The 17,702-nt window shown below is 42.1% G+C and carries 9 protein-coding genes; all 9 read left to right on the plus strand.

Features of this window, described 5'->3' with window-relative positions; translation table 11 throughout:
* Window positions 1–109 precede the first annotated feature (109 nt).
* The 9 genes from IQ13_RS16035 to IQ13_RS16075 all read left to right on the plus strand — a co-directional run bounded on the left by IQ13_RS16035 (window position 110) and on the right by IQ13_RS16075 (window position 17,522).
* Window positions 110–4,030: a glycosyl hydrolase gene (locus IQ13_RS16035; RefSeq protein ID WP_144887634.1), complete on the plus strand. Its 3,921-nt coding sequence runs from the start codon at window positions 110–112 to the stop codon at window positions 4,028–4,030.
* Between the two features lie 366 nt (window positions 4,031–4,396).
* Window positions 4,397–5,359, plus strand: a complete 963-nt coding sequence (locus IQ13_RS16040; protein ID WP_144887636.1) for a sodium-dependent bicarbonate transport family permease — start codon at window positions 4,397–4,399, stop codon at window positions 5,357–5,359.
* Between the two features lie 146 nt (window positions 5,360–5,505).
* Window positions 5,506–6,486 carry a type I glyceraldehyde-3-phosphate dehydrogenase gene (locus tag IQ13_RS16045; RefSeq protein WP_144887638.1) on the plus strand — a complete coding sequence of 327 codons (981 nt, stop codon included), beginning with the start codon at window positions 5,506–5,508 and terminating at the stop codon, window positions 6,484–6,486.
* Window positions 6,487–6,610: 124 nt separating this feature from the next.
* Window positions 6,611–7,792: a mannonate dehydratase gene (uxuA, locus tag IQ13_RS16050; protein ID WP_144887640.1), complete on the plus strand. Its 1,182-nt coding sequence runs from the start codon at window positions 6,611–6,613 to the stop codon at window positions 7,790–7,792.
* 513 nt (window positions 7,793–8,305) lie between these two features.
* The gene (locus IQ13_RS16055) at window positions 8,306–9,559 is read left to right on the plus strand and encodes a DUF2264 domain-containing protein (RefSeq protein WP_144887641.1); all 1,254 of its coding nucleotides are present in this window, start codon (window positions 8,306–8,308) and stop codon (window positions 9,557–9,559) included.
* Window positions 9,560–9,705: 146 nt separating this feature from the next.
* Window positions 9,706–10,926, plus strand: coding sequence for an ROK family protein (locus tag IQ13_RS16060; RefSeq protein WP_144887642.1), 1,221 nt, complete (start codon window positions 9,706–9,708; stop codon window positions 10,924–10,926).
* Between the two features lie 67 nt (window positions 10,927–10,993).
* A complete protein-coding gene (locus IQ13_RS16065) occupies window positions 10,994–14,323 on the plus strand; it encodes a SusC/RagA family TonB-linked outer membrane protein (RefSeq protein WP_144887643.1) in 3,330 nt (1,109 codons plus the stop codon).
* Window positions 14,324–14,350: 27 nt separating this feature from the next.
* Window positions 14,351–15,937 carry a SusD/RagB family nutrient-binding outer membrane lipoprotein gene (locus IQ13_RS16070; protein ID WP_144887644.1) on the plus strand — a complete coding sequence of 529 codons (1,587 nt, stop codon included), beginning with the start codon at window positions 14,351–14,353 and terminating at the stop codon, window positions 15,935–15,937.
* 127 nt (window positions 15,938–16,064) lie between these two features.
* Entirely contained in the window at window positions 16,065–17,522 is a 1,458-nt protein-coding gene (locus IQ13_RS16075; protein ID WP_199758283.1) for an alpha-L-fucosidase, read from the plus strand.
* The last annotated feature ends 180 nt before the right edge of the window (window positions 17,523–17,702 follow it).

Below are 17,702 nucleotides of genomic sequence, written 5' to 3' on the forward strand. Positions count from 1 at the left end.
AAACAAGTTCCACAACAACATTTTCACCCCCCTTTAATGAATTGTTTGTTTCCCCCCGTTGCAATGGAACAAAATAGTTTTGGTACCTACAATCAAAACTAAACTTGCCATGTTCAAATTGCTTTCAACAAAGTGGGTGTATGTTGTACAACTTTGTTTTTTCTGCTGTTTATTTTCTGCAGCAAAAGCACAGGATGCTACTGCCTGTGATACTTCTGTACGTTACCTGTATTGGACGGGAGAGGTGAATAACGATTTCTTTAACGAAAAAAACTGGCGGGTTACAGTAGAAAAACCATCAACGGACGATGGTACTCCCGGCAAGCCAACCTGTTTACCCGGCGGCGGTTCGCATTTGTATGCTATTTGTCCCAATGTACATGAGCCGGTAAATGATAAATATCCGAAAGATAAAAGTTTAGAACCGGGGCAACCTATCCGTTTCAACTTATACATCGAATCGGCCAATGTGTTGGCCAATGGCGGTATCAGTTTTGCCTGTGCACAAAAAGGCATTACGCTCACAAACGCACAACTTACAGTACAGGGTGGAACCGTAAGCCGGGGTGCATTGTCGTTGTTGAATGAGAGTACGGTTTACTTACGTGAAGGCAGCATGTCGCCAACGTTATTGCTTAACTTTCTAGATGCAGCATCGTGGGTGTACCTGTACAACGAAAGCCCGGATGCATTGATGACGAAGTTGGGTAATATCCTTGTTGATCATGTTGCGGGAACTATTGATGAGAATTTTCGCATCAATCAATATTATCAAAAAGGATCAGTGGTACGTCCGCTTTCGGCAGCATTGCTGCCGTTAAAAATATATGCTGGTACTGCACAAACAGGAAGCGTTGCTCATTTGCAGGAAGATATCATTTACACAGGTGCGTCTATTCCTAATGGCATGGATAATGCTGCACGCTCTTTTGTGCTTAAGCGTGGCTTCATGGCAACATTTGCTGTTAACAGCAATGGTACAGGCAAAAGCAAAGTGTACATTGCTTCTGAAAATGATCTTATCATTGATGCGTTGGATGTTGCATTGCAGGGCAATGTAAGTTTCATCAGGGTGGTGCCGTGGAACTGGGTTGTTAAAAAAGGAACCGGCGGCTTTTATGATCAACTGCATGCAGGTTGGTTTTACAACTGGAATAACAACAACAATCCATTACCCAATTACGAATATGTGCCCATGGCATGGGGTGCGGGTGGTGCATTGCCGGCAGGCATCGGTACTGTTTTGCAAAAGAAAAAAACAACGCACCTGTTAGGCTTTAATGAGTCGGATAACTGCGAAGACCAATCCGGACAGTACAACAATCTTTGTCAGCCTGCAGTTGCTGTTGCGTATTACGAAAACTTAATGAGCCTTGGTGTGCGTTTGGGTACACCGGCACCACGTGAAAACGGACCATCAACCTGGTTGCTGGAGTTTGCACGTATTGCCAAAGAAAGAGATGTGCGTTTTGATTTTGTTGCTGTGCATTGGTACGATTGGGGAAGTAATCCTGCCGGCAGTCCCAATGCAGATCCGCAGCAGATCTTCAATCGATTTAAAGCCTACCTCGCCAACGTGTACAACATTTACAAACTGCCCATCTGGATTACGGAGTTTAATGCCAACCCCAACAGGGGAAATGCTACACAGGAAGCATTCTTACGTTTAGCGCTTCCTTATCTGGAAAGTCTCGATTACGTAGAACGGTATGCTTATTTTCAACCCAACTCTGCGTATGCAACGGTGCCGCAAACACCTGCTGATTATTACGACAGTAACAACGAATTAACCAATATTGGTTTGCTGTATAAGAATCATTCTTCAACAGCATCTATACCCGAAGCAACTTATGTTTGTCCGAATAATTTAGAAGGACTTGATCTGCCTTATGTTTCTAAACCAACCAACAGCTTGGTATTTGAAGCAGAGTGTGGCAAGTATATCGGTAACCAATGGGATGTGCTGGAAAACGAGCAGGCATCCAATGGTTTTTACATCAGGGGAAACAATTCGCTTACAGGCGCTTCACCTATTGCCAAGCAGGTGCATTTTGAATTTGAGTTGGCAGAAGCGGGCAGTTACCGTATGTGGATCCGTTCTGCATCAACAGGTGGTGCAGGTGCAATCCGCATTAGTGTAGATGGAAAATCGTTTGAACAAATTTCTCCGTTTACCGGCAGTACGTTTACCTGGTTCCAGGTGCCCCGGTTTTACGATTTGGGTGAAGGCAAACATCGTTTCAGCATTGAATATCCGAACAGTAATTTATTGCTCGACCAGGTACTGTTTACCAACGGTATTGAAAACTTTGACCTGCTAAAAAAGGAGAGTGGTTACTGTGTTCCTGAAACAACGAAATGGGGATTGGAAACAATCGATGTGCAATCGTTTTACGAAGCGGAAGCTGCTGCTTACGGTACAAGCTGGAGTACGCAAACATCAGCCAATGCTGTTGGCGGTGTGTATATGTTAAGTGCAGAAGGGGTGAGTGCAACGGATGTACCCGAAGGAACAGATAAAGTAATTGCCTTTACCGTACAGGTTGATAAAGCGGATGAGTATGATATTTGGACAAAGATCCAGGCATTGAAACCTTCGGCTACAGGTTTATGGATTGCAGTAGATGACGAGCCATTCCGTAAATGGAATGGATTGAACAATACAACCTATGAGTGGATGTGGAGAAAATTCCACTACAGTTATGGTGCAGAAAACAGAAGCTTTACTTATTTCCTTACAGCTGGACAGCACGAAGTAAGAATTGCAATCGGAAGCGGATTTGTCTTTGCTGACCGTATAGCTGTTGTTACCAAAGGAAAGCTGCCGGAAATAACTGATCCGAATGTATTGGCTCTTTCAGAAAAGCTGGAGTTTGAAGCAGAGTATGCACGGATCATTACAGGTGCAGGTACTACAGGAACGGTTCCAACAGTTGTCAGTTGTTCTACTTCATCGAATTTGCAACAGGTGAATTTAGGAACAAGAAGTGGTAACTGGATTGCGTTTGATGAAGTGGTTGCAGATGCAGCCGGTCCCTATAAACTAAAAGTTTCTTACATGAGTAAGAATGCAAGACCTTTCCGCATTCGTGTAAACGGAACATTAATGGGTCGGCAGCTTGTAGCACCATCAGGTAACTGGTGTTATATTGATGCAACCAATACTACATTGGGTTCGCCTGCAGTGTATGAAGTGGTGGTTATTTTAAAGCGTGGGCTGAATACAATTGAACTCGGACTGAACAACAGCGATCAGGCTCCTTTTATGGATAAAATAAAACTGGAGAAAGCAGACCTGAACGGACTTGGACTGGAAGCAGAGTTAGCAGAACTGTTTGGTACATCTGCTACCGTAGCATGTACTGTCGCATCAAACGGTGCACAGGTAAACATGGGGGCAGCTGCTGCAAATGGTATCCGTTACAACAACCTTGTAAGTGCAGCAACAAAAAGTTATGAAGTAGATATCTACTATATCACCAAAGTGCAACGCAACATGCGTGTTTCAATGAATGGCGAAGCATTTACTACACTTACATTCGATGCATCCGGCAACTGGTGTTATGAAACAACGCCGGTAGTAGCAAAGAAAACCATTACATTGAATTTTGTACAGGGTTCCAATACAATTGAGTTTCGTCCAACCGGTGCTGATGCGCCATTCATTGACCGGATTGTGATTCGTGAAGTTGCTCCGGAAGTAACAACGGCTGCAAACCAGCAGGAAGTGTTCGGCACAATTGTGGGAGCGCAGGTGCTGGAACAATCGTTCACCAATGTGTTTACAGTATATCCTAATCCTGTAAAGGCAGCCGCAACACTAACTGTTACATTGCCCGATGCTGTATTTACAAACGGGCCTGCCATGTTACAGCTTACCGATGTTAACGGAAGAGTGGTATATACACAAAACCTGTTACAGCAAGGTAACCGTCAGCTTCGCTTAACAAATAAACTCAACAGCGGCATGTATGTATTATCGATTATTCAGGGAAAACAACGCACAAGTAAAAAGGTAGTCATTCAGTAGCAGCAAGTTATATCCATGGAAAACCAAACGGCCCCGGATTTATTCGGGGCTGTTTGATTTAAACACATTGCTTCATGTTGTTGTGCATTGTTTGGAAGTAGCAATGAAAAGACTGCTTTTTTAATAGAGAATCTTTCGGCAGTAAATTTGGATAAAAAATATTTATGCTTTCTATTAGAAAGATAAATAAAATTTAATGAGTAGAAGATGTCACTTTTGCGGCGTTAAAAAAACAAGGTTTGCCTGCTGCTCCTGTTCATGATTGTTTGCATGAGAGAAATGATTTTACAGTAAAGCAGCGGGCCTTTTTCTGCCACAATACAAGCGGTATGCATCTGCGAACCGCCTGTGCTAAAACGACCGCTCATGAATGTGCAACTGCTCAGCGAAAATTTAACCAATCCCGCTTTACTCTTCTTTGTATTAGGCATCATCGCAGTTTATTTAAAAAGTGATCTTGAAATACCTCATAACTCATCGAAGTTTATTTCGCTTTATTTGTTGTTTGCCATCGGGTTTAAAGGTGGCCAGGAATTATCGCATGAAACACTGAATGCAGAAATCGGTTGGTCGATGTTGTTTGGTATTCTTATTTCGCTGGCTATTCCTCTATATACTTTTTTTATTTTAAAACGCCGGTTGAATGTGTTTGATGCGGGGGCAATTGCAGCAGCATACGGTTCGGTAAGTGCGGTAACTTTTGTAACTGCAGTATCCTACCTCGAAACACATCAGCTTTCGTTACATGGGCATATGGTGGCCATTATGGCTTTGATGGAATCGCCGGCTATTATTGTTGGATTGTTGCTGATTTCTTTGTTTCGAAAAGAAGAGATTATGCTGTTGCAGAAACGTGCAGTTGTTACCCATGCGCTTACCAATGGCAGCGTATTGCTCATACTGGGAAGTCTGGCTATTGGTTATGTTGCTGATGCCAAACAAGCCGAGGGTATTAAGCCGTTTACCAACGATTTGTTTAAAGGATTCCTCGCAATTTTTCTTTTAGACATGGGTATTACCAGTGGTCGTAAGCTGAAGGCCTTTTTTTCGCAAGGATGGTTCCCGCTCATTTTTGCAGTATTAATTCCATTGATCAATGGTTCTGTGATTGCTATGGTAAGTTCATTGGTTACAGCAGATGTGGCGAACCGTTTCATTTTTGCTATACTTGCCGCCAGTGCATCGTACATTGCCGTTCCTGCCGCTATGAAAATATCGGCTCCAAAAGCAAATCCCGGTTTGTTTTTACCCATGGCACTGGCCGTTACATTTCCGGTAAACATTACGGTTGGTATGCCGGTCTATTTTTTAATTATACAGGCAACATAAGCTGTTAGAGGTTTTCCGTAAACGAATGATGATCGTATGGTTCTTTGCAACTAAGCTAACCGGCAACAAATTCCTTGTTCCATGCCCGTTCATCCTACCGCACATCGGCCTAACTTTGCGGCTTCAACAATCACCCACATACAATTATGCGAATAGCAATAAACGGGATGGGCAGGATCGGACGGATGTTGTTTCGCCGGCTTGCAAACGATCCACAACTGGAAGTAGTAGCTGTAAACGATTTGATGGATGCAGCTAACCTGGCTTACTTATTAAAATACGATTCATTATACGGTGCCTGGCAGCAGGAGCTGTTGCAGGAAAAGAACGAGTTTACTGTTGCAGGAAGAAAAGTTGCTGTGTTGCAGGAAGCAGAAGTAACAAATATTAACTGGAAAAAGTATGCTGTGGATGTGGTACTGGAGTGCAGCGGAGCATATTCATCTAAAGCAAAAGCTGCACAACATCTTACAGCAGGTGCAAAACGGGTGCTGCTTTCTACCACAGGCTCAAGTGATATTCCGTTGCTTATTTACGGGCATAACCACACCAATCCCGCCGGTAAAGATGAAATTGTGTCACCCGGTGGTTGTATGACCAATTGCAGTACGCATATTTTGTACCTTCTCAATGCGATTGGTATTGAATCGGCGCAGTTGAATATTTTACATTCGTATACTTCACGCCAGGAGTTGGTAGATGCTGCACACAAACAATACCGCAGGGGAAGAGCAGCAGCAGAGTCAATTATACCTGTTGAGATAGATCTTGCGCAATCGCTGGAACGCTTGTTACCGCTCGAGGGAAGAATTGCAACTGTATCGGTACGTATACCTGTTACCAATGGTGCCATGGCCGATATTACGGTACAGATGAAAGAAGATATCAGCAAAGAACAGATCAATGCCTTGTTTAAAAAGGCTGCTGCCAACGAATACAAAGGCATTCTGCAATACACCGAAGATCCATTGGTATCTGCCGATATCAGGGGTAATACTCATTCCTGCATTATTGATGGACAATTAACATCAGTTGTTGGACGGCAGTTAAAACTCATTGCCTGGTTCGATAACGAATACGGGTATACCAGCCGCATGATCGATTGGTTACGCTACTGGAACGATTAAACGAACGCTTGCTTTACGTAAACGTTTTCGTTCTTTATGAACGTTGTAGTAGTTGTTTACAGCATTATTGTTGTACGTTACAACTGAAGCAGGTTAATTTTACGCCTTTAACCAACTGACAAGAATGAATCAAAAAACGACAGGGCTTATTGAAACCATGCGTTGGTACGGCCCTAACGATCCTGTATCGTTAAGCGATATTGCCCAGGCCGGCTGTTCGGGTGTGGTAACAGCATTGCATCATGTTCCTAACGGTGAAGTATGGACGATTGAAGAAATCAACAAACGGATTGCTGAAGTTGAAGCTGCAGGCCTAACATGGGATGTGGTGGAAAGTGTACCTGTACACGAAGCCATCCGCAGGCAAGAGCCGGGCTTTGAACTGTATATCGAAAACTATAAACAATCTCTACGCAACTTGGGTGCATGTGGTATTCCTGTTGTTACGTACAACTTTATGCCGGTGCTCGACTGGACAAGAACCGATTTGTATTATACAATGCCCGATGGCAGTAAAGCGTTGCGTTTTGAACGTGCGGCTTACATTGCGTTTGATGTGTTTATTCTGCAACGCAAGGGCGCAGCAGATGAATACAGTAAAGAAGAATTACAAAAAGCAGAACAACGTTTGCAATCCATGACTGAAGAAGAGAAGCAAACACTTATCCGCACCATTATTGCAGGGTTGCCCGGCAGTGAAGAAAGTTTTACTGTTGCTGATTTTGCAAAAGCATTATCTGCTTACGATACAATTGATGCGGCAAAGCTGAAACAGCATTTGATTTACTTTTTACAGCAAGTAACACCCGTTGCAGAAGAAGCCGGTGTACAGCTGGTGATTCATCCTGATGATCCGCCACATCCGATTTTTGGTTTGCCACGTGTGGTAAGTACAGAAGCTGATATTAACGATTTGATTGCTGCAGTACCATCGCCTGCAAATGGCTTGTGTTTTTGCACCGGTAGTTTTGGTGTGCGTGCTGATAATGATTTGCCGGGTATGGTACAACGCTTGGGCAGTCGCATTCACTTTTTGCACTTGCGCAGCACACAACGCAATGCCGATGGCGATTTTTATGAAGCCAACCATTTGGAAGGTGATGTAGATATGTATGCGGTGATGAAAGAAGTGCTGCTGTTGATGCAAAAAGAAAACCGTCGTATTGTGGTAAGGCCCGATCATGGTCATCAGATGCTCGACGATCTCAGCAAAAAAACAAATCCCGGCTATAGTGCCATTGGCCGCTTGCGGGGTCTGGCCGAACTGCGTGGGCTGGAGCTTGGCATCAGCCGTTCATTGGTTTGAACAGAATTTTCAGGTATGTAAAAGCGGAACAGGAGTATGTCTGTTCCGCTTTTTTTATGTTTTGCGCAACTGTGGGAACGTTTGCGTAACAGTTTTTTCAACTATTTTTTTGTAAAAAAAAGCGTTGGAAGTCATTTGCTTTTTATAGCTGAAACCCTTTGCCAGTAAGGATTTTGGCATTCAAGATGGGCGTAGGCATCATAGAATGAAGCATTTTCTTGTTTTTACCGCAATCGGTTACATTGTAATTTTGATTTATCAAATAAGGCGAAAGGGTAGAGCGGTAAAAAAGTGATTCGGCTTATTTGCACAAACAAGATCTTCGAACTCTTTTTTTATATGGCAAGCAATCGTTAACGGTCAACTGTTTTTACAGATGACCTTTTTTTTGCCCCTACCTCAAAGCTTAAGCCTTTTACAGAAACTCATTTCTTTTTCTCTTGAACGCACAAAGCGAAAAGATAAACTGTAACTTTTGCCCGAATTTTTTAAGTACATCAAGTAATCAATCTTATGTTTAAACGAATTGCTTTTTTATGCGTGTTGCTTTCAGGTAGTTGTTTATTGCATGCACAGAAAAAAAAGAAACCGGTCGCAGCGCAACAATCAACTACAACAGTTCAAACCGACCGCACAGTTTGGGTAAACAATCTTTACAAAATTGTGTACCCCGTTATTCATAATATGGCAGAAGGGACATTAAAACAAAATCTGCCGTTAGAGCTGGGCCCGCAGTATTACCTGCCGGTAAAGAAAGTAACCTATCTCGAAGCGGTGGGCCGTACAATGGCGGGTGTTGCTCCTTGGCTGGCTTTGCCGGATGATGAAACCACAGAAGGAAAAATGCGCATGCAGTTGCGCAATGAATTGCTGAAAGGCTTGCGCAATGCTGTTGATCCATCGCATCCCGATTATTTAAATTTCCGAACCGAAGGACAGCCAATTGTGGATGCTGCGTTTGTAGCGCATGCTTTTTTGCGTGCACCCAAAGCGTTGTGGGAACCGTTAGACAGCTTAACGAAACGCCGTTTTATTGAAGAGTTTAAATCGTTACGTAACAGGAAGGCCGCTTACAGCAACTGGTTGTTATTTGCAGCCTTAACCGAAGGATTTCTGTTGAGCATCGGAGAACAATACGATCCCGCACGTATTGACTTTGCTGTACGTAAAATGAAAGAGTGGTATGTAGGTGATGGTTGGTACAGCGATGGTGAAAAATTCAGTATGGATTACTATAATTCTTTTGTTATTCATCCGATGCTTGTGGACTTACTGAAAATATTGGTTGAAAAAAAAATGGCCCAACAGCAGGAGTACGATCTGTCTGTACAACGTATGGTGCGGCATGCTGAGTTTTTAGAACGTATTATTTCTCCCGAAGGAACGTTCCCTGTATTTGGTCGTTCTATTACCTACCGTACAGCTGTGTTCCAGGTGTTGGCACAGGTAGCTTTAATGGAAAAGTTGCCTGCGCATGTTGCACAGGCGCAGGTACGTGGTGCGTTAACGGCAGTTATTGATAAGATGTTTACCGGTAATCAAAACTTCGATGCCAATGGATGGTTAGTGCTGGGTTTCAATGGGCATCAGCCTGCAATTGCCGATCAATATACCTCTACCGGCAGTTTGTATTTATGTACACTCGGTTTTTTGCCGCTCGGTTTACCTGCCAGCCATCCATTTTGGACCGACGCTGCGGCTGAATGGACGGGCAAAAAGGCATGGAAAGGGGAGCCTGTTAAAAAGGATTATAAGGTAGAATATTAAAAATCAGACAGATAAGTATCAAAAAGGTAAGATAGTAGGATAAGTTGAGTGATGTTTATAAATAAGTGGAAAAACTTTTATAATTTTTTTAAGAAGTTTTAAAAGTTTGTCTATTTTAGCTCTCGACTTTAAACTCGATTGCCTACATGCTGCCAAAGAATAGCCGTTACAAACGCCAAATTCAAAAGCATCTCTATTTCGAAAAAGAGTTGTCTTGTGCCGATCTGAGCCTTTTGACTGATAAAAGCCTTCCGCTTACAACCCGTGTATTAAACGAGTTGATAGAAGAGGGGGCTGTAGTTGAATCGGGGTATGCCCACTCTACAGGTGGTCGTCGTCCTTTGGTATATTCCCTTAAAGCAGATATGCTCTATGTTGTGTCGGTGGCCATGGATCAGCTGGTTACCCGCATTGCTATCCTGGATATGCAAAACAACTATGTGCATGAGCCTTTACGCATTGAGCTGCCACTGAGTAATAATGCAGCAGCGCTTACACAGCTCACACAATACATTAATCAATACATTCTCTCTTCAGGTATATCTAAAGAAAAAATTGCCGGTATTGGTATTGGTATGCCCGGTTTTGTAGATGTTACCAAAGGCATTAATCATTCATTTCTTAAAACAGAAAGCGGAAACAGTATTGTAACTGTTGTGGAGTCAGCTGTTGGCGTGCCTGTGTTTATTGATAATGATTCCAGTTTAATTGCATTAGCCGAACTGAAATTTGGAGCAGCCCGTAACAAACAAACCGTAATGGTGGTAAACGTTGGTTGGGGTATAGGTCTGGGTATGATTGTGAAAGGGGAACTGTTTCGTGGCAACAATGGTTTTGCAGGCGAGTTCAGTCATCTTCCGCTATTCACCAATAATAAATTGTGCTCCTGCGGTAAAAGCGGTTGCCTGGAAACCGAATCATCTCTGTTTATTGTTGCAGAAAAGGCCATCAAAGGCTTAAAAGAAGGTCGGGCTTCTATCCTCAAAAATTTAACCTTAGAACACGCCGAAGATTCTTCCCGTAAAATAATGGAAGCTGCAAGCAAAGGCGATATGTATGCCATTGAATTATTGTCGGAAGCAGGTTATCATATCGGCCGTGGTATATCTATTCTTATTCACCTCTTCAATCCCGAATTGATTGTATTAAGCGGTCGAGGTTCAGTAGGAGGAAAAATATGGCTGGCACCAATTCAGCAGGCGATCAATGAACACTGTATACCGAAGATAGCCGAAAACACACACCTGGAAATTTCATCGTTAGGCTTTCAGGCTGAGCTGATAGGAGCAGCAGCGTTGGTAATGGATCATTTTGATATGTTGGACAGGCGAAAAACCAAAAACGCAGGCAGTGAGGTAGAGCTTTAATTCAATTTTTTCCAACACTCCACATTCACATTTGTCTCTTTATTCTTTAACCAAAATACAAACTGCAATGAAAACGTTGTTCAAACGATTACTGCTTTTTACAATGGCAGCCATGTGCTTACTAAACGTAACGGCACAGGAAAAAAAGACGGTTACCGGTACCGTTAAGGATGCAGAAGGAAATCCTTTGCCTTCTGTAACCATTAAGGAAAAAGGTACTGCCAACCAAACAACCACCGGTGCAAACGGAGCATTCCGTATAACAGTTGCGTCTAATGCAACGCTGGTATTTACTTCGATTGGTTTCGAAGCCAAAGAAGAAAGCTTAAATGGCAGAACCACTATCGAAGTAAGCATGGATGTATCCAGCAAAGAAATCGGAGAAGTGGTTGTAACCTCACTTGGTATTACCCGTGAAAAGAAAGCGCTTGGTTATGCCAGCTCTACTATTAAAGCCGAAGATCTTACACAGGCAGGCTCTCCAAACTTTGCAGCTGCATTGTATGGTAAAGCTCCCGGTGTACGTATAGGTGCAACACCAGGCGGTGCAACAAGTGCGGTGAACATTAACATCCGTGGTATTAACTCTATTACAGGTAGAAACCAACCATTGATTGTAATGGATGGTGTGCCTATCCGTAACGAAGAAGTAAGAAACAACGATTACTGGAACGATCAACGTTTGCGTGGTAATGGTTTGCTCGATATAAATCCTGAAGACATTGAAAACATTTCAATCCTGAAAGGTGCATCTGCTGCAGCACTCTATGGTTCTGAAGCGGTGAATGGTGTTATCCTGATTACAACTAAAAAAGGTTCAAAAAGTAACAGAGGTTTCAGTGTAGACTTCAATGCAAACTACAGTATGGACCAGGTAGCTTACCTGCCACGTTACCAAAACGTACGTGGTGCCGGTGCTCCGTTAAATGTAAACAATGGCGGACAGGATAACGAAGGATTTATTTACTACGATACCAACAATGATGGTATTAAAGAAACCAGAGGTATTCTTGGTTACAGCATCAACTTCGGTCCTAAATTCGATGGCAAGCCTACAATGGCATGGGATGGTGTTATTCGTCCTTACGAAGCACAAAAAAACAACTATGCAGGTTTGTTCCAGACAGGAAGAAATTCGAGCATTAACGTAGCGGTTTCGCAAACATCTGCAAATGCTACAACACGTTTTTCTTTAACACGTCAGCAAAATCAGGGTATCAGTCTTGGTGCAGAAAACTATAAGAATATTGCCAATCTGAATACTTCGCTTAAGCTGGGTAAGAAGTTTACAACTGATGTAATTGTAAACTTTATTAACCAGAAAACGCATAACCGTCCATACTCAATCGATCGTATGATCAACAACTTTACGGGTATGATGGGCCGTTTCGATAATGCAGACTGGTACCTCAATAAATATCAAACCAGCAAAGGTTACCGCTATGTAACAGGAACCAACCAGAGCTTAACACCTGGCGAAAACATTATTTACAATGGGTTTAAGGGCGACATTGCTGATTATGTATGGCGGGTAAAAAAACATACAGAAGATGAGTACAGCAACCGCATCATCGGTAGCGTTACCAATACCTGGCAGATTATTAAAGAACTGCGTTTACGTGCAAGATTCTCAAGCGACTTTACTGCACTCCGCTCAGAAAGTAAACAGGCTACTGAAGTGCCTTTGGCATTTGGTAACTCCGGTTATTTTGGTATGAACTCTTATCAGAATAACATTATGTATGGCGATGCCTTGCTTACTTACTCTAAAAACATCACACGTGATATTGAGTTTAATGCTATGGCGGGTTATACTGCAACAAAAGAAACACAAACAATGATGGGCCGTGGTACAAACGGTGGTTTAAGTACCGAAAACCTGTTTGATGTTGCTGCTTCTGTTAACGTTGCAAACAGCTCTTCATCAAGATTTTTCCTGATTAAAGATGCGATTATTGGAACAGTGAATGCGAACTACAAAAATTATCTTTTTGTGGAAGCAACAGTACGCAGAGACCGTACATCTGTAATGAATCCAAGCCACAACAGCTTCGTTTATCCTTCAATCAACTCAAGCTTTATTCTTTCCGATGCGGTTAAGCTGCCTGCTTATGTAAGCTTTGCAAAAGTGCGTGCTTCATGGGGCGTGGTAGGTAACTATCCGGATATTTACAATGCAAACATTGCGTACAACCAAAATACATTGGGTGTTCAAAGTGTAGGTGGTCAGCCGGTATTGTACACAACAATTCCTTCTTCTTTTGGTAATGATGCGATCAAGCCAGAGGAGAAACATGAAATTGAATTTGGTGTTGAAGCAAGGTTCTTTAACAATCGTTTAGGCCTGGAAGCTTCTTACTACAATGCACAGATCAGAGATCAGATTCTTCCTTTAACTATTCCTGCAACATCAGGTGCAACTTCTGTTCTTACCAATATCGGTACACTGCGTAACAAGGGTATTGAAATTGCGTTAACAGGAACACCGGTTAGCAAAAAGAATTTTAAATGGGAAACTGGTGTAAACTTCTCTCAAAATAAAAACGTTGTTGAAAAATTATCATCTGGTTCTAACGAATTGTTGCATGCTGATTACGACGGTAATGCAGCACAATTGAAATCAGTGGTAGGTCAGTCAATGGGCGATTTTTATGCGCATCCTGTATTAACAAACAACAAGGGCGAAAAAGTAGTTGGTTCTAACGGTTTATATACCCTTGATGCCAACAATATGGTGAAAGTTGGTAATGCAATGCCAAAGGTAGTAGGTGGTTTCTTCAATTCATTCCGCTACAAAAACTTCAACCTGGATGTACTTACCGATTTCCGTTTTGGTGGTTATGTAATGCCAACAGGTATTTACTGGATGATCAGCCGTGGTTTGCTTGAAGAAAGTTTAAACTACATGGATAAAGAACATGGTGGTATCAGTTATTATGTAAACGCACAAGGTAAAGGTGTACAAACAACTGCTACTGCTGGTCCTAACGGCGAAAAAGTTTACAATGATGGTATGCTGGTTGATGGTGTTACATCAGATGGTCAGAAAAATACCAATGTTATTTCTCAGGCTTATTACTACTGGAACGTTTACAACTGGGGTGGTCCTCAGTACAGCTATTCACGTTATGAACTGTATATTCAGAAGAACTCATACGTTAAGTTGAGAGAAGTTTCTCTTAGCTATACGTTACCTGAGAAAGCTGCCAAATTTGTTGGTGCAAGAAAAATTCAATTGTCTGCATTTGGCCGTAACCTGTTCTACCTCTACAGAACATTAAAGGATATGGATGCTGAACAAACAACTGCAGGTTCAAGATGGTTCCAAACATTAAACAATGCCGGTACAAACCCATCAACAAGAAGTTATGGTGTAATGATCAGGGCAAATTTCTAATTCTGATTAACGACAAAAAAAGTAATTATGAAAAAAATAATACTGATAGGAGCAACGGCACTATCGCTGGCAATGACCTCCTGTAAAAAGCAGGATTTTGCAGACAATTATGCTGATCCTTCTAAAATATCTCAAACCTCGGTTGAAAAGCAGTTTGCAGGCTTTTTATCGTACAACCGGGAGTATGTTTTACCTTCTTACTGGAATTACTTTGTTGTACTGCGTACAACAGTAAACAGGTACTCGCAGGCTGTTGGCTGGGTTAACTCAACAGGCCAATACGTTCCGGGTGCTGCAGGTATAAACGATCGCTGGAATAACTACTATGGTTTTCTTTCGCAGTTCAGAGAAATGGAAAAAGTATATGCCGGAATGAGTACTTCCGATCAGCAGTTGCGCAGAATTTATATGATTGCTGCAACGATTTATTTGTACGATCATACTCAAAAAGTAGTTGATCTGCATGGCGATATTCCTTTTTCGGAAGCCGGCAAGCTGAGTGCTAACGGCGGCGATTATGCTGTTTCTTTACCCAAGTATGATAAAGCAGAAGATCTCTACACCAAAATGCTGGATGATCTGAAAGCATTTGCAGATGAGCTGAATTCAATTACTGTATCAGCTGCAATTCAAACAGGGTTCAACAACCAGGATATTGTAAACAAAGGAAGTATTGCAAAATGGAAGAAGTATTGTAATTCACTTCGTTTACGTATGCTCGGCAGAGTATCGGGTGTTGCAGCATTTCAAACAAGAGCAGCTACAGAAACAGCAGCTATCTTAGGTAGTCCTGCTACTTATCCTGTAGTTGAAACAAATGCAGATAATATCCAGATCAAAGTGTTCAACCTCAGCACACCGCTCAACTCAACAGGTTTCAGAACCGGTTTGGAAGATTGGGATGGCAATGTTGCAGGTAAATTAATGATCGATCACATGAACACGAACGCTGATCCAAGAATCAGAGCAATGTTTGAACCCGGACCCAATGCAGCAGGTGGTGCTTACATTGGTCTAGATCCAATGGCAACTGCATCAACACAAACTACTTTGGTTGCAGGTGGTACACTGGCTCGTTACAACCGTTCAACCATCAGCCGGAATCAGTATTTTCCCGGTGTGTTGATCAATGCTTCTGAAGTTAGCTTTTTAACTGCTGAAGCATACCTCAAAGCAGGTAACAACACTGCAGCAAAAGCAGCGTACAATGCGGGCATTGCCAAGTCTATTGAAAACTATTATCTCTACAGATCTGTAAGCAACGATAATACAGCAGGTGCACTTACTCCTGTAACTCCTGCTGAAGTAACTGCATATCAGACAATGGCTGGTATAAACTGGGATCTTGCAGCAACAACTGCAGATAAACTGAAGTTGATTGCAGCGCAAAAATGGATCGACTTCAGCGTTATTCAACCTTTGGATAACTGGGCAGAAATACGTCGTTTGAACAGTCCGGTAATGAGCTTTGAAGTAGATAATGCAAATGCTCAGCAACTTCCACCTGCAAGATGGCTGTATGCTACATCAGAACCTACTTACAATACGGTTAATTATAACCAGGTAAAGTCAAAGGACAACCTTACAACAAAAATTTTCTGGGATATCAATTAACATTTTCGATTAGCAGTTTTGGGTTTTTAAACAGGGCCTTGTATAAGGCCCTGTTATTATCAAAATTCTGAAGCTGTGCAGACTGGCTGATGGAAACGGATTTTCAATTCCTGTCAACAAAGTGATTATGAACAAAAAAATGAAACAGCTGGCAATTATTGCATCGTTTGTATTTGCAGGCGGAGTGCATTCGGTTAATGCGCAGCATAAAGAATATTATCCTGATCCTGATACAGCTATTCAGCGCAGGTTAGAAGAGTGGCAAGACCTGAAGTTTGGCTTATTGATGCACTGGGGAACGTACAGCCAGTGGGGTATTGTTGAAAGCTGGAGTATTTGTCCCGAAGATCTGGGATGGGCAACAGGTGCAAGAAAGAAAGGTGTTGCAGATAATTATGTTGATTATGTTAAGGCATATGAAAATCTGCAAACAACGTTTAATCCTGTAAAATTCAATCCGGAAAAATGGGCAGCGGCTGCAAAAGATGCCGGTATGAAGTACATGGTGTTTACAACCAAACATCATGATGGTTTCTGTATGTTCGATTCAAAATATACAGATTACAAGATCACCGATAAAGCAACGCCGTTTTCAAGTAATCCACGCAGCAACATTACCAAAGAAGTATTTAACGCATTTCGTAAAGAGAACATGTGGATCGGTGCTTATTTCTCAAAGCCCGATTGGCATACCGATTATTATTGGTGGAAGCAATTTCCGCAAAGCGACCGAAACCCGAGTTATTCTGTTCAAAAATATCCTGAACAATGGAAAAAGTTTACAGACTTCACCCATAATCAAATTAACGAACTGGTAAGTGATTATGGTAAAGTAGATATTCTTTGGCTTGATGGTGGCTGGGTACGTAAAAAAACAGATGAAGAAGTGAAAGCTGATTTGCTGGAAGTATATGAAGGCAGCAGGTGGGCCCGTAATCCGCAGAGCCAGGATATAAACATGCCTGAGCTGGTTAAAAAAGTAAGAGTAAAGCAGCCAAAAATTATTGTGGTAGACAGAGCTGTGCCGGGAGAACAACAAAATTATTTAACGCCGGAGCAACATATTCCTGAAAACGGTTTGCCTTATCCATGGGAAACTTGTATGACGATGGCAAACAGTTGGAGCTATGTGCCCAACGATCAATACAAATCAACAAATGAAATTATTGAGAAGCTGGTTGATATTGTAAGCAAGGGGGGGAATTACCTGTTAAACATCGGGCCAAGTCCCGAAGGTGAATTTGATCCGGTTGCTTACGACCGCTTAAAAGAAATAGGTGTGTGGATGAAACTGAATGGTAAAGCCATTTATGGAACCCGCATGTACAAACAATTTGGCGAAGGAGAGAATATCCGCTTTACACAAAGTAAAGATGGAAAGATATTGAATATTTTTCTCTTCAATTATCCGCAGGGTAATGTACATATCAGGAATGTTGCGTTCAATGCAAAGTCAACAGTTAAGCTGATTGGCAGTAATCAAAAATTAAAATGGAAAGCCGCTGCTGAAGGAGTAGATATTTCTTTGCCGGCTTCGTTGAAGTCGGTTACAGACCATGTGTGGGTATTGCAGGTACAATTATAAATAAACGATCTGTTCTTAATTATGCGGCATACGCCAACAAGAGCAGGTTTAAATTTCATAATCAGTAGTTTTAGCATACAAAACTATACGGCCGGCCATTCCTGGCTGGCCTCTTTTTTAACTACTGGTGTATTCGGCAAAGAGCTGTGTTGTAAAAGTTTTTTACTGCTGCTTGTTTTA

The organism is Lacibacter cauensis (genome assembly GCF_007830055.1).
GTDB lineage: Bacteria > Bacteroidota > Bacteroidia > Chitinophagales > Chitinophagaceae > Lacibacter > Lacibacter cauensis.

Bases quoted from the DNA above. Each gene is read 5' to 3' on its own strand.
- IQ13_RS16040 (WP_144887636.1), top strand. From the start codon at position 4,397: ATGAATGTGCAACTGCTCAGCGAAAATTTAACCAATCCCGCTTTACTC.
- IQ13_RS16045 (WP_144887638.1), top strand. From the start codon at position 5,506: ATGCGAATAGCAATAAACGGGATGGGCAGGATCGGACGGATGTTGTTT.
- IQ13_RS16075 (WP_199758283.1), top strand. From the start codon at position 16,065: ATGAACAAAAAAATGAAACAGCTGGCAATTATTGCATCGTTTGTATTT.
- uxuA (WP_144887640.1), top strand. From the start codon at position 6,611: ATGAATCAAAAAACGACAGGGCTTATTGAAACCATGCGTTGGTACGGC.
- IQ13_RS16060 (WP_144887642.1), top strand. From the start codon at position 9,706: ATGCTGCCAAAGAATAGCCGTTACAAACGCCAAATTCAAAAGCATCTC.
- IQ13_RS16035 (WP_144887634.1), top strand. From the start codon at position 110: ATGTTCAAATTGCTTTCAACAAAGTGGGTGTATGTTGTACAACTTTGT.
- IQ13_RS16065 (WP_144887643.1), top strand. From the start codon at position 10,994: ATGAAAACGTTGTTCAAACGATTACTGCTTTTTACAATGGCAGCCATG.
- IQ13_RS16055 (WP_144887641.1), top strand. From the start codon at position 8,306: ATGTTTAAACGAATTGCTTTTTTATGCGTGTTGCTTTCAGGTAGTTGT.
- IQ13_RS16070 (WP_144887644.1), top strand. From the start codon at position 14,351: ATGAAAAAAATAATACTGATAGGAGCAACGGCACTATCGCTGGCAATG.